Source organism: Bacillus sp. V2I10 (genome assembly GCF_030817055.1).
Lineage (GTDB): Bacteria > Bacillota > Bacilli > Bacillales > Bacillaceae > Bacillus_P.
In genome coordinates this window covers 1,059,530-1,078,842 of record NZ_JAUSYV010000001.1, presented here as the reverse complement: position 1 = coordinate 1,078,842, position 19,313 = coordinate 1,059,530, and the positions used below count along the sequence as shown (strand labels likewise).

Genomic DNA, 19,313 nt, shown 5'->3' with positions numbered 1-19,313 from the left:
GCTCACCATCTTTTTTTATGTTTATAAATATTCGCTGAACCAATTTTTTATATGATTTAACCGGTCGATCCTAAGCTTAGGATGCCCGCTTCTGGATAATTCATGATTCGCCTCTGGAAAGCGCACGAGTTTTGTTTCTTTTTTCAGGCGCTTTAAAGCGATATAAAGCTGCTCAGCCTGCTCTACAGGACAGCGGTAGTCTTTTTCGCCATGAAGAATCAATAGAGGCGTTTCTACGTTTGTGACATATTTTAACGGCGAGTGCTGCCACAGTTTATCAAAATCATCGATCAGATTGCCGCCGATTTCCCACTCTGTAAAGTAATAGCCGATATCACTCACTCCGTAGAAGCTGATCCAGTTGCTGATTGAACGCTGTGTAACAGCTGCTTTAAACCGGTTTGTATGACCGACAATCCAGTTTGTCATAAACCCGCCATAGCTGCCTCCAGTTACACCTAATCGATCTTTATCAATATAATCATAGCTTTCAAGAGCATAATCCACCGCACTCATTAAATCGGTATAGTCGCTTCCTCCATAATCACCGCGCACCTGATCAACAAAATGCTGTCCATATCCATGGCTTCCCCGCGGATTTGTATAGAGGACGGCTTTCCCGCTTGATGCAAGCATCTGAAACTCATGGAAATAAGTGTTGGCATACATGGCGTGCGGACCGCCATGTATTTCAAGAACGAGCGGGTATTTTTCGCTTTCCTTAAATCCAACCGGCTTCATGATCCACCCGTGAAGCTCAAGTCCATCTTCTGCATTCCACTTAATTGCTTCAGGTACAGCGAGCTCGATTTCCTGTAAAAATTCATCATTTACATTTGTAAGCTGACGATTTTCCCCTGTGCTGAAATCAAAGAAATACAGGTCACCAGGATGATCAGGACAACTGATTCCAAGAACTGCAGTATGACTGCCAGGGTGAACCGATAACTCGTACACATGCTCCTGTTCAAACCTTACCGGCAAGGTCTGTCCTTCAAGCGATCCATAATAGACACCCGTATTGCCCTGATCGGTTAAAATAAAGTAAAACCCCTGGCTGTCCTCTGTCCAAATAAGACCTGGATTCACACTTCCAGATATAAAATCCGCTACAACGGCATCACTGATGTGAACGTCCCAGTCAGCTGAATAGCACGATAACTCTTCTGTTTCCATTCTGTAAAGCCAAATTTTTGAGAAAGTCGCACTTTGGAATTCTTTTTCATGACCAAGAAAAGATAGATAGCTTCCATCCGGCGACCAGGATAGATTGCCAAAGAAACCATTGCTGTTTGTCAGCTGCTGCTGCTCATTAGTTTCTAAAGATAGAATAAAAACGTCTGAGATTAAAGTTTGATCAGGATCGTCCGTCATATTCGAAGTAAACGCAATCGCTTTCCCATCCGGGGACCAGGCTCCATCGTTATAATCAAATTCTCTTGAACCGATAAGTTCAAGCTCCCCTGTTTTCACATCCACAATCGCAAGCTGCCTTTTACGGTTCTTTACAAAACCGGCTGCATCAGACTTGTACCTCATATCCTCAACTACGAGCGGCTCTGGCAGCTTTTTCTCATCCCTATCCTCTTTGTCTAATTTGTCCTCTGGCGCCAAAGTAATAGCTGCAAGTATTTTCTTGCCATCGGGACTCCAGACAGGCTGTGAGACAGATAAATGTTCTCTTGTGAGTGCTTTAGCCTCCCCGCCAGATGCTGACATGAGAAACAGCTGATTCTTTCCACTCCGATCTGATATAAAAGCAAGGCGGCTGCCATCAGGAGACCATCTCGGAGAAATATTTTTACCTTCACCATATGTCCATTGACTGGAAATATTCTTTTCTAAGTCTGTTAAAAATAGATTTGATATGTATTGATGTTTTTCTTCGTGAATTGACGTTTGAACGTAAACGGCTTTTGTACCGCACGGTGAAACTTGAGGATCGTTGACTGACTTCAGCTTGTATAAGTCTTCAGCTGTCATCCCTCTCTTTTGCTTTACACTTTCCATTTTGATCAACACCATACTTTCCCTTGAATTTTTTCCGTTATTCTATTTATTTCGACAAGCTAAATAAATTTCCTTCTGAAGCGGCTTAAAATAGATAAATTTTGAAATTGAACAGAAACATCCAAAACTCAGGCTGATCAGCCTCTCAAAACAAAAAAAGCATCCTCACAAGAGAATGCCCTATCCAATCGAATCCCGAACTTGTCCAGAACGGGCTTCATAATAAACCTTTGATCCCTCTAATACTGGTGTCAGCTCTTCAACTTCACATTTAGGAAATTGCGCTTTAAGCAGTTTAGCGAGTGTTTTCCCTTTCCCTTTAGCCGTAAATGCCAAGACAGTAGGCCCAGCACCGCTGAGAGCCGCGCCATATGCACCTGCATCCATAGCTGCTTTCTGTACTTTCGAAAGCTCCTTAATCAAAGTACCGCGATACGGCTGGTGAAATAAATCTTTTTGCATCATTTTCCCTGCAAGCGGCCAGTTGTTTGACAGAACAGCTGCTACCAAAACATTGCTGACTGCGCTTGCCTCTACTGCCCCGCTGTATTCCAAATAACCGGGAAGGACGTCGCGGGCATCTTTTGTATACAGCTTGTATGGAGGAACAACTGCAACTAGATCTACGTCGACTTCATGAACGGCTACCAATTCTGTTTCTTGCTCCTGATGAAGCCCCACTACTAATCCTCCGTACAAAGATGCTCCTGCATTATCCGGGTGGCCCTCAATAATACTGGCCAGATGCAGCTTTTCTTTCATGCTTAACTTTAAAGAGCATAATTCATTTGCAAGCTCCACTCCCGCCACGATAGCAGCTGCACTGCTCCCTAACCCCCGTGCCATAGGAATATCGCTCCATACCTCAACTGTACAGCCGGGCAGGAAAGATTCATAAGATGATGCCACTCTTTTTGCAACTTGATAAATGAGGTTTTCTTCATCTCTTGGGATAGTGAGCATTTCCTCGTTTAACGGAATAAAAGACCATGTTTCAGCAGGAGTAACCCTCAGTTCCAGATAACGATTTACAGCAAGACCGACAGAATCAAAGCCAGGTCCAATGTTCGCCGTGCTTCCGGGAACTTTTATCTTTAACATGTCGCCTTCCTTCACCATGCACCCACTCCCTTAAGCTGCTCCATAACGGCAAGTTCATCGTTAGGAAGCACGATTGGTTTGATTTCAGAGAGATCAACAGCTACGTTTGGATCTTTTAATCCATTTCCTGTTAAAACAGCAACGGCTTTAGCTCCCTTTTGATAAACGCCCTTCTTCACGCTCTTTATTAATCCTGCAATGGAAGCGCATGAAGCAGGCTCTGCAAAAATGCCTTCAGTCTTTGCTAAAAGCTGATAGGCTTCAATAATCTCCGCGTCTGTTACTTCATCAATAAAGCCGTTTGACTGCTCAGCTGCATGAACAGCTTTGTCCCAGCTTGCCGGGTTGCCGATCCGAATGGCAGTTGCAATCGTTTCAGGATTTTCAATTACTTGATTGCGCACAATGGCAGCTGCTCCCTCTGCTTCAAAGCCGTTCATTTGCGGGAGGCCAGTCTGATGAATGCTGTCATATTCTAAAAAGCCCTTCCAATACGCAGAAATGTTTCCGGCATTGCCGACAGGGATTGCCAGAATATCTGGAGCTGCTCCCAATGCGTCGCAAAGCTCGAATGCAGCTGTTTTTTGCCCTTCAAGCCTGTAAGGGTTCACAGAGTTTACAAGAGTAATAGGAAGCTTCTCAGACATGCTGCGGACCATTGTCAGCGCCTGATCGAAATTTCCCTTTATAGCGATGATTTCAGCTCCGTACATCACTGCCTGTGCCAGTTTTCCAAACGCAATCTTCCCGTCAGGAATGACAATAATACAGCGCATTTTCGCTCTGGCTGCATAGGCAGCTGCTGCAGCGGATGTATTTCCCGTAGAAGCACAGATGACTGTATCACTGCCTTCTTCTTTTGCTTTTGCAACAGCCATTACCATTCCTCTGTCTTTAAAGGAGCCTGTCGGATTGGCGCCTTCTGTTTTTGCATACAGCTCAAGCCCTAACTGCTCTGAGAGAGTTGGTAAAAAAACAAGAGGGGTATTTCCCTCGTTCAGAGTAAGTAAAGGTGTTTTGTCATTTACGGGTAAGTAATTCCGGTATTGATTCAAGAGACCTTTCCACATCATGAGTAACCGTTCCCTTCTACGCGATATGAGCTTTTAATGCCCTGTACGACTTCAAGATCAAGCAGGTTTGAAAGAATCTCATCAAAGTCTTTGTTTGATGCCTGATGCGTGACAATTACAATTTCTGCCAGATTGCTGTTTTTTAGCGGAAGCTGCAGAATTTTCTCAAAGCTGACCCCGCGTTCTGAGAACAAGGAAGTAATTGTTGAAAATGCCCCCACCTGATCTTTCACATGAATCCGAAGGAAATGCTGGGCATAGATTTCATCGCTCTGCTTCAATGCTTTTTCAAATTGAGGAAGCACTGCGCTTCGTCCATTCACTCCAAGTCTCATATTTTTCATGACGCCTACTAGATCAGAAACAACAGCTGTTGCAGTCGGCAGGCTTCCTGCACCCGGACCGTAGAACATCGTTTCTCCTACAGCTTCTCCGTACACATATACAGCATTATATTCGTTGTTAACCGATGCCAATGGATGATAATCGGGCAGCAGTGTCGGCTGTACACTGACTTCGACTTTATTATGGTTGCGGTTGGCGATGCCGATCAGCTTCATTGTATACCCAAGTCTCTTGCTGTAGCTGATGTCCTCATCCGTTACTTCACTGATCCCTTTAACACTTACATCCTCTAAATCTACGTGCATTGAAAAACCGAGACGTGCGAGAATCGCCATTTTGCGCGCAGCATCCAGGCCTTCTACGTCCGCAGTAGGATCCGACTCAGCATAGCCAAGATCCTGGGCTTCTTTCAGCACTTCTGCATACGGACTTCCCTGTTTGCTCATTTTTGTTAAGATGAAATTCGTTGTTCCGTTCACGATTCCCATCATTTTGTTGATGCGGTCTGAAGCAAGTCCATCTACTAAACTTCTTAAAATCGGAATTCCGCCGGCAACACTTGCTTCATAAAATAGGTCACAGCCATTTTCTGTTGCAGCATCTAAAAGCTCCGTGCCATAGACGGCCATAAGATCCTTATTCGCAGTAACTACATGCTTTTTAGCCTGAAGAGCCTGAAGAATATATTCCTTTGTATGCTCGATGCCGCCCATTACTTCAATAATGACATCTATATCAGGATCGTGGATAACTTCATCAGCGTTTCTCGTCAGAAGCTCTTTTCCGAATTCAACCTGTCTTTTTTTATCAATATCCTGTACTAGGACCTTTTTCACTTTAACTGGACAGCCTACCTGGTGCATCAATTTATCCTGGTGATCGTTAATAATTTTCACTACACCGGTTCCGACTGTACCTAGTCCCAATAAACCAACTTGAATTGCTTTCATGAATTTATCCACTCCCTTGATGTCCTTCTTAGAAATACATTTGTATATGTATGATAGACATTTTCTATTATTGTCATTATAAACAGTGTGCCATTGCTTATCAATAGGAATTTTCAGTAATTTATCATGTAATCGCTTTCTTCGTTGATTATACTGGGTTTATATTTTTTGGAAAATAAAAATATGTATCAGATCCGATCTGATCAAGGATCCAAGCTCTTAAGATCAGTCGCTTAAAACTATAAAAATTTTGATGCAAAATAAAAAGACGTGCGGTAAATCGCACGTCTTTTTCTATTCGCGGTCAAGCTGTATATCATTTTCGTTTTCTACTATTACATCAATGTGTCCTTTGCGCTCAAGCTTTTCTTTTTCAAGCATGGCTTCTTCCTCCGTTGGGAAAATGGGACCATCAAAGATCCTCTCCATTGTTTCTTTATCTGTATACTGCACTAAAAAACTGTTCATTGTGAAACCTCCCGTTTTAGAACACTATACCCCGTTCTTTAAAACAGTAATCTAATTTAATGGCGTAATGGGAGGCTTCCCTGTTAAAACCGACTTGATATTCTGAACACAACAATCGATCATAGCGTATCTTGTTTCAATCGTTGCACTGCCAATATGAGGGAGCGCAACTGTATTTGGAAGCTTTAACAGCGGATGATCGGGGCTGATTGGTTCATTTTCAAATACATCCAACCCCGCTCCCGCAATTTCACCTTCCTCAAGGGCTTTTATCAAATCCTCTTCCACAACGGTTCCGCCTCGCGAGGAATTAATAAACATAGCTGAAGATTTCATTTTCCTGAAGCTGTCAGCATTGAACATCTTTTTCGTTTCATTCGTAAGAGGCGTCATGCAGACTACAAAATCCGATTGTGCCAGCAGTTCATCCAGGCTTTTATAAACTGCCTCCAATTTATTTTCAGCATCGTAATCTCTAGACCGATTATGATATAGAATGTTCATGTCAAATCCTTTTGCCCGTTTTGCCACAGCCTGGCCTATTTTCCCCATGCCGACAATCCCAATCGTTTTATGATGAACATCTGCTCCAGCAAGCAAAAGAGGGCTCCAGCTTGTCCATTTCCCTCCCTTCACATAGTCTGCCGCTTCAATGACCCGCCTGGCAGCAGCGAGGATGAGGGCAAATGTGAGGTCAGCTGTTGTATCTGTTAAAACATCAGGTGTGTTTGTGATGATCACATTTTTTTGCTTCGCATAGTCAAGATTAATATTGTCGTATCCTACAGCAAGGTTTGAAATGACTTTTACGTTCTCTGCTTTGTTAAGCAGCTCCTCGTCAACCTGGTCGGAAAGCATCGTCAAGAGCGCATCTGCTTCTTTTGCTTTTTCAAGCAGCAGGTCCCTTGGACATGGCTCATCCTCTTTATCCCACATCTGCACTTCACCTAAATTCTTAAGCGCTTCCAATCTTTCTTCAGGACATTTTCGTGTTATGAATATTTTTGGTATTTTCATCCTCTCACCCTTTTCCCTTTTCTTTTATCTTAACATTAGGTGTGAGAGGATTGAACAGGCTCTAAAGCCAATGTATAGCAGGCAAATAGATTTTTTTCGTCCGCATGGACAGTAATTGTGCATAGGATTTCAGGAATCCTTCGTATTTGGAGGAAGTCTTGAGCATTTCCGAAAGCTTTGCCTCATAATAGGGTTTATCTGTTTCTGATGATAAATAATAATCTTCAATGCATTCAAAATAATGAATCGGCAGAAGCAGGCGGCTGTAAATGAGTCTCCATGAAAAAGACGAGAGCGGCGTTGTCCGGTCATACTCATCTAAAAGTAAAAATCCATCCTGGCGGAGAGTATCGGGATGTTCAAAAAATTGGTTTCTTAAATATTCGGCAATATCTCTGCTGCAGTGATCAAACACCCAATCAGTCGGAATTTTGACAAGTCCTGATGATCTCCATGTATCCGAATAGAATCTGTGATGACAGACAGTTGCTGAATCTATGGGCTGAGGCTCATCGTCAAGTTCTGTGTCTACTAAGTATTGAATAGCATTTTCGGCAAGGCCCATATAATATGGAAAGGATTCAGCGAACATTTTTTCAAAAGAATCAAGCGGCTGCGAACGGACTTTTCCTCTCCAAAACCCCTCAAGCTGATCTGTGCGCTTTTCCCAAAGCACCTTCCATTGGCCGATTCTGCTTATCTTTGACACCTGATAGGGATAGCTCCTGGCTTTTTGGTGAAATCGTGCAAGTTCTCTGCCCACCTGAAACACCCGCTCACTTGGAACATAAGAGGTTTTCAGAATTCCATATTTCCTTTTTTCCCATTCTATATATAAATTCCCTTGCTTCGTTAACAAAAAAACCGCCACAAACGGGTCCCCGCGTTCAAGCAGAAATTGACTCATATTATACAGTTCATAAAGCTCTTCATCGTCTATATGTGCCAGCGGGACCATCAAATAGACATGCTGATGATATGAGAAAGCATCATAATTACCTACTCTGAATGTCTCTGCCACTCTAAGTCCATATTGTTCCCGTATCAATTTTTCCACCAGTTTCTCCCCCATATATAAAAGTCCTTACCCTATCGTAATCGCAAGTTTGCTCATTTATGTATATTTTGGTTCCTAAGTTAAACACTTTTTAATGATTGACATTTTTCATTACACATTCAGAAGACCGTTTGCGTAAAATAGTAAAAAGAAGATTGGGTGAAATGGATGAAAGAAAAAGAGAAGATGGATATTGTTGAAAAAACAGCAAGACAATGGATACAGGACCGTGGAGTAAAAGTAGAAGATATCGCAGAACTCGTATACTTTCTGCAAGTCAAATATCATCCTTCATTAACAATCGATCAATGTTTGGAAAATATAGATCGAGTATTATCAAAAAGAGAAGTGCAAAATGCCATATTAACCGGCATACAATTAGATATTCTGGCGGAGAAAAAGATGCTTGAGGAACCGCTTCAGTCCATCATCGAAAGTGATGAAAGCCTTTATGGGGTTGATGAAATCATTGCCCTGTCCATCGTCAACATCTATGGATCAATCGGATTTACGAACTACGGCTATATCGACAAAGAAAAACCTGGAATCCTTAAATTCCTCAATGATAAATCATCCGGAATGGTCCATACCTATCTCGATGATATCATTGGAGCCATCGCAGCCGCAGCATCAAGCAGGCTTGCTCATCGGGCTAAGAATACTGAATGATAACGAAAAGCGGAGCCTGCTCAGGCAGGCAGATAAGAATTCTACAGAAAATCCGGGTTTGACTTCTTCGGGGAATTTGTTCTGACCAAGAAGTTAGGATGCGGAGCCAGACAACACCAAATGTGGAATCGCCTGGTTAGCGCAGGCAGACAGAAAAGGGTCCGCCATATAAGGAGCTTTTAAGTTATATGGCGCCCCTTTCTAAAAGGGAAGTTTAAACGCCGCAGCAGGACACCACTGCCGGCATACGTATTAAAGTTTATAGCGAAAATCGCCATTTTATATGCGGAAAATCGACTTATTAGAGCCATTTTACTAATTTTTTCAGCTGAAATCGAATTTTTTAGCTGGCTAATTTATTAGCTTATATTCCCTTATTTTTAGCTGCCACAATATAAAAAAAGCGCATCAAACCCGATGCGCTATCTGCTTCTTTAAATTTTATCAAACCACTCAGACAATGAATCAACCGTATAAGTTGGCTTTTCCTCATAATTCAGCAAATGCTCGCGCAGGGTCACTCCAGTATGGACAAGCAGAGTGTCCAAACCTGTATTCATGCCCGCTTTAATATCTGTATCATAGTTATCGCCAACCATTAACGTATCTTCAAAGCCTGTACCCAGTACTTTTAAAGCCTGTTTCATAATGATGCTTTCCGGTTTACCGATAAAAATCGGCTGTACGGTTGTAGAAACCGCAATGACCGATGTTAATGAACCGTTGCCCGGGAGCAGTCCGCGTTCTGTAGGTATGGCGATATCGCCATTTGTTGAGATAAAAGTTGCGCCATTGCGAACAGCAATACAGCCCAATGCTAATTTTTCATAAGTAATGTCTCTGTCTATCCCTGTTACGACAAAATCAGGATTTTCATCAACAAGCTTCAGGCCCCGTTCGATCAATGCCTGCTGAATGCCTTCTTCTCCAATCACATAAACGGTCGCACCTGCTTTTTTCTCATGAATGAAATTTGCCGTTGCCTGGCTTGTTGTAAATACTTTATCCTCGTCTGCAGGAATATCAAATGAATTTAATTTATCCGCTACCTGCTGAGGTGTTCTTGATGAATTATTTGTAACAAATAAATACGGTATACCTTTTTCTATTAATAATTTAACGAAGTCGCTTGCTTCTTCGATTCGCTCTTTGCCGCGATACATGGTTCCATCCAGGTCAATTAAATAGCCTTTGTACTTCTTCATCCATCTCACTCCTTGCTTTATGTAAAAAAAATGAGACGCCTTCTTAAAAAGAAAGCGTCCATTTATTATAATACGTTTATTCTTTAATGTCTAAAAGCAGAAACCGGTCCAAGTTCATTTTCCAGATAAGCTCTTACGCGGGAAGGAAAACCGTCAAGCACAACCAACTGTTTTTTCAAGATATCTGTAAGTGCAGTGTGATCGATGAATAGATACTCCTGTACGAGCTGTTTACGGAAACCGATTACTTCTTTCAGTCCATCAGCTTCGGCGGCGGCAACCACTTTTTCATCGAGCAAAATATCGATAATATCCTCATAACTCCCCGGGTCTCTCATAATAAAACCGTCAATAATTGCGTTTCCGGTATCGAGTATGGCTTCAATCATCATTTGGGCAAGACGTTCAAGCGCTTTCACTTCGATGTCAGTTTTCCATTCTTTGTGCTCTGAAAATAGAGTAAGGTTTTTTTCAAAATAAACCAGGGTTTCTTCGATTTTTTCGCGATCTACAAAATACATCTTTTGACACTCCCAACTTTCTCTCAAGTGCAGCACGCATGAGCCGCTCAATAATTGTATTTTATCACAATTTGGTTGATTTCAATTTATTCCCGTAATAATTCCTTTCACTGAAAAACGAAATGTTTACAACTTGTTTCGATAAAGTGAAACGTTTGCTATGATTAGATAAAATGATCTGGTCCAAGGGGGAAATGAACATGTCCGAAAGATTTTATTTATATGATGATACAATCGAAACAAAAACACGCTTTGTCAGCTTCATGGGTGAAAACAGCCGCTTTGATTTAGCCATTGTTAAGTCAGACCGTTATTATGGAAAACACCTTGTACTGAATTTATTGAGCAGCCGTTTTGCGATTATCGGCGAAGATGACTTAAACGAACCGGGATATATTGAGCATGCTTTCAGCCTTGAGGAAGAAGAAGCAAATGAGCTGAGGGAATTTTTGTATGAAATGGTGTAAGGATAAGATACGGTCATCCATCGTAAACTAAGTCAGAAAAGCGGATGGCCCGTTTAGTTCAACGATGACAGATCGGCGAAAAGTCCGGGTTTGATTTTTTTTGACGGATTTGTTCTGGCCGAGGAATTGGGCAATTCAGCTTTTCATCCATGCACAGAATATTACTTTCTTATCTCTCGAAAAAAGCAGGTGAAACAATGGATGATAAAGAAAAACGGGAGTATACTGATTTTTCAAATGTTGAAGACATGAGAAATATGGTCCTGGCGGAAATTTTTCCAGAGGGGCCTTACGGTGCACCGCGGGGCAAGGATGAACCTGTCGAAAACAAAAGCTCTGAGTGGAAAGAGGGTCAGCGGTATTACAGCGCTTATAACTATGAGTTTAAATCGCTGCATCAGAATCTGCCAAGGCAGTATCCGGGAGCACATCCTACCCACGACGACCCGGGGAAAAATGAAGAACCTCCATATACGTCAAAATAATAAGCCGTGGATTTTCCCCACGGCTTATTTCTTTATTCTCTTTAAAACAAAGTGGGCACATCCAAAATTGCAGTACTCAAAAATATATTCATCAAGGGTGCTGATTTTTGTGTCATAGGAAGCTTTTTGATTTTGATCATCAAAAAAGCCTTTAAGTCTAAGCTGGTTATAGCCCCAGTCCCCGACGATATAATCATACTTATTCAGGATTTCTGAGTAACGCGCTTTAAATGCCTCTTCATTGAAACCATTCTTTTCGTCCTTAATGAGTTCAAAGCTATGATTTTGAACCGTAATCACTACTATCACCTCGCATGAAAGCTGTCTAAATACTATCATAATCGATTTCCCCATCAATTGCTAAGAAAGATTGCGTTTGTTTTGGTCAACCTAAGGTTACGGAGGTGTTTGCGATGAAGAAAATCGCGTTCACGGCGTCCTTGATAGGTATGTTCATCATAACTGGATGCCAGAATACTGCAAGTGAAAATGAGTTATTTGAAGATGGCGGCAATACCGTTAATGTAAAAAATGAAAACGGCATAGAAAACGGTAAAGACAATCATTCATCCGATTTTGGCTATGTCCGTCATGTAAAGAGCAATCTGGCCGAAGACGAAGATTACAACAAAGTACCGGGTATAGATCACCAAAAGGTGGCTAATGCCATTTCAAGCTTAATTGTCCAGCTTCCCAATATTCAGGATGTTGCTACGCTCGTAACCGATGAAGAAGTACTGATCGCCTATCAGACCGATTCTAAAAATCGAAATGAAACAGCCGATCAAGTGAAAAAAACCGCGATTTCTGTCGTTCCAAGATACTACCATGTATACCTTTCAGATAATCCTGAAATGATTAAGCAAATTGAAGGGTACTCAGGCCTTGATCCAAACAACAGAGATATTGATCAAATCATCAATAATACAAAAAAAGAAATGCTGAAATCACCACAAGGCCGCAAACTAAACAAAGGTGAAAACGCAAACGGAGAAGGCTACGGTGAAACAAACGAAAACCTTGATCAGGATATGAAGGATAACTACGAGCAGACTAGGTATAAATAGAAAAGCGGAATCGACTGGGCAGACTCGGGCAGACAGATAAGAATTCACCCGAAAAGTCCGGGTTTGACTTTCCTGAGGGAATTTGTTCTGGCCGAGGGGGCTGCCCGCAAATAAAAAGCACCCGCATCAAAGATGCGGGTGTTTTTTAGTTACGCCTGTGCTTGTCTTGCTTTTGTTGCTGCATTAACCTGCTCATCTGCATGGTATGAAGAACGTACGAGCGGGCCAGCTTCACAGTGGCTGAAGCCTTTGCTCATTGCAATTTCACGAAGCTCTTCAAATTCCTCAGGTGTGTAATATTTCAATACTTTAAGATGCTTTTTTGAAGGCTGCAAGTATTGGCCGATTGTCATAATGTCTACATTATTTGCACGTAAATCATCCATTGTTTCGATAATTTCTTCTTTCGTTTCGCCAAGGCCGATCATTAAGCTTGATTTTGTAGGAATATCAGGCTGCATTTCTTTAGCGCGGCGTAAGAATTCGAGGGAACGATCATATTTTGCACGTGCGCGAACTCTTGGAGTCAAACGTTTTACTGTTTCAATGTTATGGTTTAGAATGTCTGGTCTTGCGTCCATAAGCGTTTTTAAGTTTTCTTCAACCCCGCCCATATCAGATGGAAGGACTTCTATAGAGGTAAACGGGTTTTTGCGGCGTACAGCGCGGACTGTCTCAGCAAATACATTCGCTCCTCCGTCACGGAGATCATCTCTTGCAACAGCTGTAATAACAGCATGTTTTAAGTTCATTAGTGCTACTGAATCTCCTACACGTTCCGGCTCTTTCAAATCAAGCTCGTTTGGCAAGCCAGTTTTTACTGCACAGAAACGGCATGCACGAGTGCACACATCGCCAAGAATCATAAATGTCGCTGTGCGTCTTACTGCCCAGCATTCATGAATATTAGGACATTTTGCTTCTTCACAAACGGTGTGAAGGTTGTTCTCGCGCATCATTTTTTTCAAGCCTGTGTAATTTTCATTGGTGTTCAATTTTATTTTTAGCCAATCCGGCTTTCTCAGGTATTCTTCTTTCTTAGCCATCTGAATCATCTCCAGTATGTATTATAAGTATTCCTCTGTGTTTTCTGCGATTTATCAGCATAAAAGGAAAATGAAAATAAAACATGTACATTAGTCACTTTAACATAACAGATCAAGATAGGACAAGGGAAAGAGATTGAAGTAATTTCTAACATTTTCTACATATGAATTTTCTTTATTACACCAAACTAAGGTTATGAAATTGGTTTAAAGGAGACCGGTAATGTGAGAAAAATATGGATCCTGTTTATTCTTTGTTTCTTCTGTACCGCCCTGCCGAATCAAGCGCTGGGTGCAGATAAAAGCATCGAACAAATTAATCAAGAACGAATGAACTTATTTAAAAAAGCTGAAACCATTACTCAAATTCCCTGGTACGTACTGGCCTCTGTTGATCAATATGAGCGTAATGTAAGAAGAACCAGGAATGATATCCCTAAAGCAAAAGGAGTAATTGGCATCTATATCAGACCCGAAGTATGGGCCGGTGTGCAAAATCCAGACCAATCTGACACAAACCCAACGAGCATCTCATTGTTCGGAGGAATTGGAATTGACGGAGATGACGACGGCAAGGCTGAGCCTGACAATGACGAAGATGTGCTGTTTACGTTTGCAGCCTATTTGCTGTCTTATGGAATTGATCTAGAAAATATAAAAATTGGTCTTTGGGATTACTATCAGCGTGATAAAACGATTGGATTGATCTCGGGACATATGAAGCTTTTTCAAAAATACGGAAGATTGGATCTTGATCAGCATTCTTTCCCTGTGCCCATTCGCTTCAATTACAGTTATAAAAATACATGGGGGGATGCACGCGGCTGGGGCGGGCGAAGAATACATGAAGGCACAGACATCTTCGCTAATTACGGGGTTCCTGTGAGCTCTACTTGCTATGGCATTGTTGAAATGAAAGGCTGGAACAGGTTCGGCGGCTGGAGACTTGGTATACGCGACAGCTCCAACACCTACCATTATTTTGCCCACTTAAACGGATTTGCTGACGGGCTGCAGGTAGGACAAATTGTAGAGCCTGGTCAGTTAATCGGTTCAGTCGGCAGCTCAGGCTACGGTCCTCCCGGAACCTCGGGAAAATTCCCTCCGCATCTCCATTACGGCATGTATAAGGATAATGGCAGGACAGAATGGTCTTATGACCCTTATCCGCAGTTGAAAGTTTGGGAACGTGCAGAATACAGAAAAAGAAAATAAAAAGCAGGTCAGCATTGATACGCTGACCCGCTTTTTATTTTGATCTTTTAGCTTTAACAACTGCATGGGCTATACTTGCAGCCAAACCACCCCATATAACAACGATTCCAACAATCATCATTGTAATAGCACCAAAGCTCATCAGCGTGATACCTCCTTATCAGCTGGAAGCTCGATTGTATCCTTTTTCCACGAAATAAAGGAGAAAATGATACCTGCAAGTAATGCTCCTGCTGCAACCAGCCATCCTGAATAGAAAAGGAACTCACTTGAATATGCTCCTCCGCCATATGGCTCAGCTCTAAGCTTATCAACCATCATATATCCTAATACAATTGGAGTAACAAACCCTAAGCATAACTTCCACCATGAACCGAGCTGGATATCAGAAATTTGATTAGCGTGTTTTTGAAGATCGGTTAACTGTCTTAATACCCAAACTACCACAATAACCTCTACAAATCCTGCAAGTGTTACACCAAAGCTGTTAATGAATTCATCTGCAACATCGAGGAAATTGATTCCTCCTCTTGTCGCAAATAAAAGGGAAATAATGGCCGAAATTCCGCCGCCGATAAATACGGCCTTAGTTCTCGAAATCTTAAATTTGTCCTGAACGCCTGCAACAAACGTTTCAACGATTGAAATAAGTGACGTTAAACCTGCTAATGTTAGTGATCCAAAGAATAAGAATCCAAAAAGGCCATTAAATGCAGGGAACTCGTTAATAATTTGAGGGAATACTACAAATGCAAGTCCAATTCCTTTTGTAACAACTTCATTTACAGGAACACCCTGCTGCATAGCCATGAATCCAAGAGCACTGAATACACCGATTCCTGCAAGCAATTCAAACGCCGAGTTACCAAAGCCCGTGATAAAGGCATTGTTTGTAATATCCGATTTTTTTGGAAGATAACTTGAATAAGTAACCATGATTGCAAAAGCAATAGATAAACTGAAGAAAATTTGTCCATATGCAGCAATCCATACCTTGCCGCTGAAAATCGTCTCCCAATTTGGTTTGAAAAATGCTTCAAGCCCTTGTGCTGCACCTTCTAATGTTAATGCGCGAATAACAATAATTAAGAAAAGTATCACTAAAGTAGGAATGAAGATTTTATTTGCCAGTTCGATCCCCTTTTTAACACCAGCAAATAAAACACCCAGCGTGACAATCCATACAACCAGCAGCGGCAATAATACACCAGGTGCAAAACCGCCGAATTCACCAGGAGAAACAGCCTGCAGGTATTCTTTAAATAAAAATCCTTCCGTGTCACTCCCCCAGCTTAAATTAAATGAAAATGCACTATAAGAGATCGCCCAGGCGATAATAACTGAATAATATGTTGAAATGACAAATGAGATGCCGACCTGCCACCAGCCAAGCCATTCAAATTTTTTGCTCAGCCTAGCATACGTTAATGGTGCAGAACCCCGATACTTATGACCAAGCGTAAACTCCATAACAAGAAGCGGAATACCTGCAGTCAATAATGCAAATAAGTACGGAATAAAGAAAGATCCTCCTCCATTTTCATATGCAACTCCAGGAAAGCGCCAGATGTTTCCCAAGCCGATTGCCGATCCAATAGCTGCTAAAATAAAACCTGCCCTTGTTCCCCATTGTGGACGATTTTCCATGATGAATTCCTCCTGCTGTGATTTAAATAATTAAACAATATAAATATTTGCTATTTTCTGATATTATTTGACTGTTTTCATTATAATCCGACAATTTACCTATGTCAAAATTTTTTTAAAAATTTAGTATATTAAAATGATAAGAGGCTATTTCAAATGATGATAAACAGTGGCTTTTATTACAGAAAAATAGTTATTGTATTTCATCTCATCTTCAGCATAAATAGCTGAAAAGACTGAAAAAAGACAGCTGCTCATGGCATACTGTCTTTACATGAAGATCTAATATGATTCGATATTACCTTCCAGATGATCCCTCAGGTACATCAATTGCAGGAGGAGAACTTCCTCCGCCGCCATTGTAATAACTTGGCACCTGCCCCTGTACAGCTTTTATTGCAATTGGTATTGTGTTTCTTACAGTAGCGGTTTGAGTGGAAAAAGGGATGACAACTTCTACATTCACTTCAATTTCAACCGCAATCTCTATTAAAGAGCATTATTAATTCCATACTGCTGAATGGTTTCTTTTACGTCAGTCTGCACTTCTCCGACGACATAGAAGCGAACCGGAACCCTTGGCCCCAGGTTACCGATCAGCGCATTATTTGTAGCTTGGCCCAATGGGATGGAATAGATAATTCCCTCTCCCTGCTCATCTTTTGATATATGTTCTCCCTCAGGAAGCTCAAGTGCATCTATATTTCCTTTCGAAGCTTCTCTCAAGTTCGTTTGAATTTTATCTGTTGTTTTAGCAAGCACGCTTCTTACAAACTTCGCGTTGAAATCAATCGTAGTAACATTCCCTTTTTCATCTGTATCGACAACAAACATTTCATCCACATCAACGTCTTCTTTTATGTCTTTATTGATTGCATTTTGAATAACGAGTGTTGCAATCCGTTTCGTTTCTGTCTCTGCAACAGTCATTAATGTTGGTTCAATTCCTTTATTAACGATCCACAGACCTGCAGCTGTAGAAAAAATAAAAAAGACAAGTGAAAGCAGGAATACATACCGGAAAGGAAGCGGCCCCTTCTTTTGAGGGCGTTTGCGGAATCTGGCCAAAAATAAATCCCCCCTTTACATGATATGTTTATGCAGGAAAGGAGGGATGTACGCATTCTTTTTCATCTATGATTTTGAAATGAATATTTAATAAGCTATTCCTAAAATAAGGCGCTTTTGTTTTTCTGACATTACAGCATTCTTAACAGTGCTTCTCTGCCGCTCATACCGACGTGTATGCCGCGATTTTCCGCTTCAAATGTAATGGATTCAAGAGGGGCATCAAGCAGCTGTTCAATGGTACGGACGCCTACTGCACGCCCAGCAATAATTCCACGGTCTTTTAATTTTTCATTGAGCAAAGCTACATCAAGCGCGCCGCACATAATGTATCCCTTCTCACTTGTCACAGCCAAAAAATTGGTTTTTGGCAATGCTACCGTAATGGCTGTAAACTGATTGTTTTCAATAATAATTGGTGTCATTGATACCATCGTTATTTCACACTCCCTTCCTTCTACAATTTATGAAGAAAGCAGACATGTAGTGTGAAAATTAGGCATTCTTGGACGAATGTACCTGTTTTAGCTTCCAGGCAAGCAAGTCCCTCAGCATTTCAGGCATATGATACGTTTTCTTTTCCGCATGACCAATAGCTGGATACAGGACACCAAGTGTAAACATATCCACCGTAGCTACTGTATAAATTCGATCAAGCTGTATGGGTGCCCCTGATACCAAGATTTCTTTTACATGGAGCAGACCGTCTTCTAATGGCTCTGTAAAAACCTCAATTCCGTCAAAAACCATTCGTCCCATTACATGGCCCCGGAATCCAAGACCCTTTAATTTCAGCTGCTCCATCCTTTCTGAGCGCGCTTCTAAAATAACTTCCTTAAGGACGTCTCCTTTTAAATAAACAGTGCAGGGATTAATAGGATGCGGACAAATTCGGTGCAGATCCTTTTTGGTGACAGGGCCTTTTTTAAGAGGTTCCAGCAGCATTCCTGCATTTACCATGCTGACCTCTCCCTTGCACCATTCTTTTATCGCAGCTGCTAATAGATCAGGGAATTCTGAGGGACCAAACCAGTCCAATGATAAATCCTCTTCTAAAACAGTAACTGTTTCTGATAGGATCTCATCACTTTTTATAGTCTCATTTACTAGAAATTGTTTTGTATCTTCACATTCGGGCTCTGAAAGAATGTTAATAACTTCAGCTTCCTTTTCTACTAAGGTGCGGGCATTATCCACAGTGAGAGAAATATGCCCAACCAATCCACAGTTTTTCCCTGCACCTGTTAATAAAGTGCCATGCAGAAGTTTCCCTTTTTCAAAGATATGATGAGTATGAGCCCCGAGTATGATATCAATATCCGGAAACTCTTTTGCCGCGATTTCATCATCATTTATTCCTAAATGAGAAAGCAAAATGATAATATCCGCTTCATCTTTCACCATTTCAATTGTCTCCTGCAGACTTTGAAACGGATCTTTTATTTTCCAGCCGAGCAATTGATAAAATTTTTCGTAAAAAACGCTTACTCCCAGTAATACTGCCTTCGTGCCATTTGATAGAGTGATGATTTCATAAGGCTTCACCCAGCTCGGACGTTCACCAAGTTCGGTGTATAAGTTTGAAAGAACAACCGGAAAACGCGCATCTTTGTATAGAGTATCAAGCGCTTCATGAGGGAGAGTAATCCCTTCATTGTTGCCGATGGTAACGGCATCATAATTCAGGGCATTTAGAAGGTCGACATTTGCTTTTCCTTCTGTTGCTTCTGTAATGGGATGAACACGGTCGATGTGATCTCCTACATCTACTAAAATCATTTCTTCACCGTTTGCAGCATGTTCTTTTTTCATTCTTTTTAAATAGTGCGCAACTTTGGGCCAGTTTTCAAAATAACTGTGCAAATCGTTTGTGTGATATAGATGAATGGTCTCTGCCATTTA

The 19,313-nt window shown here is 41.4% G+C and carries 20 protein-coding genes and 1 pseudogene; 5 read left to right on the top strand and 16 right to left on the bottom strand.

Annotation, left to right across the window (positions count from 1 at the left end; genetic code table 11):
* Positions 1-21: 21 nt before the first annotated feature.
* The 7 genes from QFZ72_RS05485 to yutH form a co-directional block, all read right to left on the bottom strand.
* Positions 22-2,010, bottom strand: coding sequence for a S9 family peptidase (locus QFZ72_RS05485; RefSeq protein ID WP_307430462.1), 1,989 nt, complete (start codon positions 2,008-2,010; stop codon positions 22-24).
* A gap of 180 nt (positions 2,011-2,190) precedes the next feature.
* Complete coding sequence (thrB, locus tag QFZ72_RS05480; RefSeq protein ID WP_307439599.1) at positions 2,191-3,126, bottom strand: homoserine kinase; 936 nt, start codon at positions 3,124-3,126, stop codon at positions 2,191-2,193.
* Positions 3,123-4,181 carry a threonine synthase gene (gene thrC / locus QFZ72_RS05475; protein WP_307439598.1) on the bottom strand — a complete coding sequence of 353 codons (1,059 nt, stop codon included), beginning with the start codon at positions 4,179-4,181 and terminating at the stop codon, positions 3,123-3,125. The genes thrB and thrC overlap by 4 nt, the downstream gene beginning before the upstream one ends.
* Entirely contained in the window at positions 4,181-5,479 is a 1,299-nt protein-coding gene (locus QFZ72_RS05470) for a homoserine dehydrogenase (protein ID WP_307430459.1), read from the bottom strand. The genes thrC and QFZ72_RS05470 overlap by 1 nt, the downstream gene beginning before the upstream one ends.
* Positions 5,480-5,773: 294 nt before the next feature.
* The gene (locus QFZ72_RS05465; protein WP_307430456.1) at positions 5,774-5,947 is read right to left on the bottom strand and encodes a hypothetical protein; all 174 of its coding nucleotides are present in this window, start codon (positions 5,945-5,947) and stop codon (positions 5,774-5,776) included.
* A gap of 51 nt (positions 5,948-5,998) precedes the next feature.
* Positions 5,999-6,964: a 2-hydroxyacid dehydrogenase gene (locus QFZ72_RS05460; protein ID WP_307430453.1), complete on the bottom strand. Its 966-nt coding sequence runs from the start codon at positions 6,962-6,964 to the stop codon at positions 5,999-6,001.
* A gap of 61 nt (positions 6,965-7,025) precedes the next feature.
* Positions 7,026-8,024, bottom strand: a complete 999-nt coding sequence (gene yutH, locus QFZ72_RS05455; protein WP_373464660.1) for a spore coat putative kinase YutH — start codon at positions 8,022-8,024, stop codon at positions 7,026-7,028.
* 165 nt (positions 8,025-8,189) lie between these two features.
* Here yutH and QFZ72_RS05450 point away from each other — a divergent pair, with 165 nt between their 5' ends.
* Positions 8,190-8,690: a phosphatidylglycerophosphatase A family protein gene (locus QFZ72_RS05450; protein ID WP_307430446.1), complete on the top strand. Its 501-nt coding sequence runs from the start codon at positions 8,190-8,192 to the stop codon at positions 8,688-8,690.
* 434 nt (positions 8,691-9,124) lie between these two features.
* Here QFZ72_RS05450 and QFZ72_RS05445 read toward each other — a convergent pair whose 3' ends face one another.
* Positions 9,125-9,895, bottom strand: a complete 771-nt coding sequence (locus QFZ72_RS05445) for a TIGR01457 family HAD-type hydrolase (RefSeq protein ID WP_307430443.1) — start codon at positions 9,893-9,895, stop codon at positions 9,125-9,127.
* A gap of 83 nt (positions 9,896-9,978) precedes the next feature.
* A complete protein-coding gene (locus QFZ72_RS05440; protein WP_307430440.1) occupies positions 9,979-10,416 on the bottom strand; it encodes a DUF86 domain-containing protein in 438 nt (145 codons plus the stop codon).
* A gap of 200 nt (positions 10,417-10,616) precedes the next feature.
* Between QFZ72_RS05440 and QFZ72_RS05435 the strand changes: the two genes are divergently transcribed.
* Complete coding sequence (locus QFZ72_RS05435; RefSeq protein WP_307430437.1) at positions 10,617-10,883, top strand: DUF3055 domain-containing protein; 267 nt, start codon at positions 10,617-10,619, stop codon at positions 10,881-10,883.
* Positions 10,884-11,080: 197 nt separating this feature from the next.
* Positions 11,081-11,368 carry a cytosolic protein gene (locus tag QFZ72_RS05430; protein ID WP_307430434.1) on the top strand — a complete coding sequence of 96 codons (288 nt, stop codon included), beginning with the start codon at positions 11,081-11,083 and terminating at the stop codon, positions 11,366-11,368.
* A 24-nt stretch (positions 11,369-11,392) separates the two neighbouring features.
* On the opposite strand, the gene QFZ72_RS05425 is transcribed toward QFZ72_RS05430, so the two are convergent.
* Positions 11,393-11,668 carry a YutD family protein gene (locus tag QFZ72_RS05425; protein WP_070877943.1) on the bottom strand — a complete coding sequence of 92 codons (276 nt, stop codon included), beginning with the start codon at positions 11,666-11,668 and terminating at the stop codon, positions 11,393-11,395.
* 113 nt (positions 11,669-11,781) lie between these two features.
* Here QFZ72_RS05425 and QFZ72_RS05420 point away from each other — a divergent pair, with 113 nt between their 5' ends.
* Positions 11,782-12,435, top strand: coding sequence for a YhcN/YlaJ family sporulation lipoprotein (locus QFZ72_RS05420; protein WP_307430431.1), 654 nt, complete (start codon positions 11,782-11,784; stop codon positions 12,433-12,435).
* A gap of 149 nt (positions 12,436-12,584) precedes the next feature.
* On the opposite strand, the gene lipA is transcribed toward QFZ72_RS05420, so the two are convergent.
* The gene (gene lipA, locus QFZ72_RS05415) at positions 12,585-13,481 is read right to left on the bottom strand and encodes a lipoyl synthase (protein WP_307430428.1); all 897 of its coding nucleotides are present in this window, start codon (positions 13,479-13,481) and stop codon (positions 12,585-12,587) included.
* 273 nt (positions 13,482-13,754) lie between these two features.
* On the opposite strand from lipA, the gene QFZ72_RS05410 reads away from it, so the two are divergent.
* Positions 13,755-14,696 (top strand): M23 family metallopeptidase, encoded by a 942-nt coding sequence (locus tag QFZ72_RS05410; protein WP_307439594.1) that lies wholly within the window; start codon positions 13,755-13,757, stop codon positions 14,694-14,696.
* Between the two features lie 34 nt (positions 14,697-14,730).
* Here the strand turns inward: QFZ72_RS05410 and QFZ72_RS05405 are convergent, their stop codons facing one another.
* From QFZ72_RS05405 to QFZ72_RS05385, 5 genes and pseudogenes are all read right to left on the bottom strand, one after another.
* The gene (locus QFZ72_RS05405) at positions 14,731-14,838 is read right to left on the bottom strand and encodes a methionine/alanine import family NSS transporter small subunit (protein WP_307430425.1); all 108 of its coding nucleotides are present in this window, start codon (positions 14,836-14,838) and stop codon (positions 14,731-14,733) included.
* Positions 14,838-16,343 carry a sodium-dependent transporter gene (locus QFZ72_RS05400; protein ID WP_307430423.1) on the bottom strand — a complete coding sequence of 502 codons (1,506 nt, stop codon included), beginning with the start codon at positions 16,341-16,343 and terminating at the stop codon, positions 14,838-14,840. Before QFZ72_RS05400 ends, QFZ72_RS05405 begins: the two co-directional genes overlap by 1 nt.
* Positions 16,344-16,641: 298 nt before the next feature.
* Positions 16,642-17,411, bottom strand: a pseudogene (gene yunB / locus QFZ72_RS05395) (sporulation protein YunB).
* Between the two features lie 131 nt (positions 17,412-17,542).
* A complete protein-coding gene (locus tag QFZ72_RS05390) occupies positions 17,543-17,845 on the bottom strand; it encodes a YunC family protein (RefSeq protein ID WP_223438022.1) in 303 nt (100 codons plus the stop codon).
* 61 nt (positions 17,846-17,906) lie between these two features.
* Positions 17,907-19,310, bottom strand: coding sequence for a bifunctional metallophosphatase/5'-nucleotidase (locus tag QFZ72_RS05385; protein ID WP_307430417.1), 1,404 nt, complete (start codon positions 19,308-19,310; stop codon positions 17,907-17,909).
* Between the last annotated feature and the right edge of the window lie 3 nt (positions 19,311-19,313).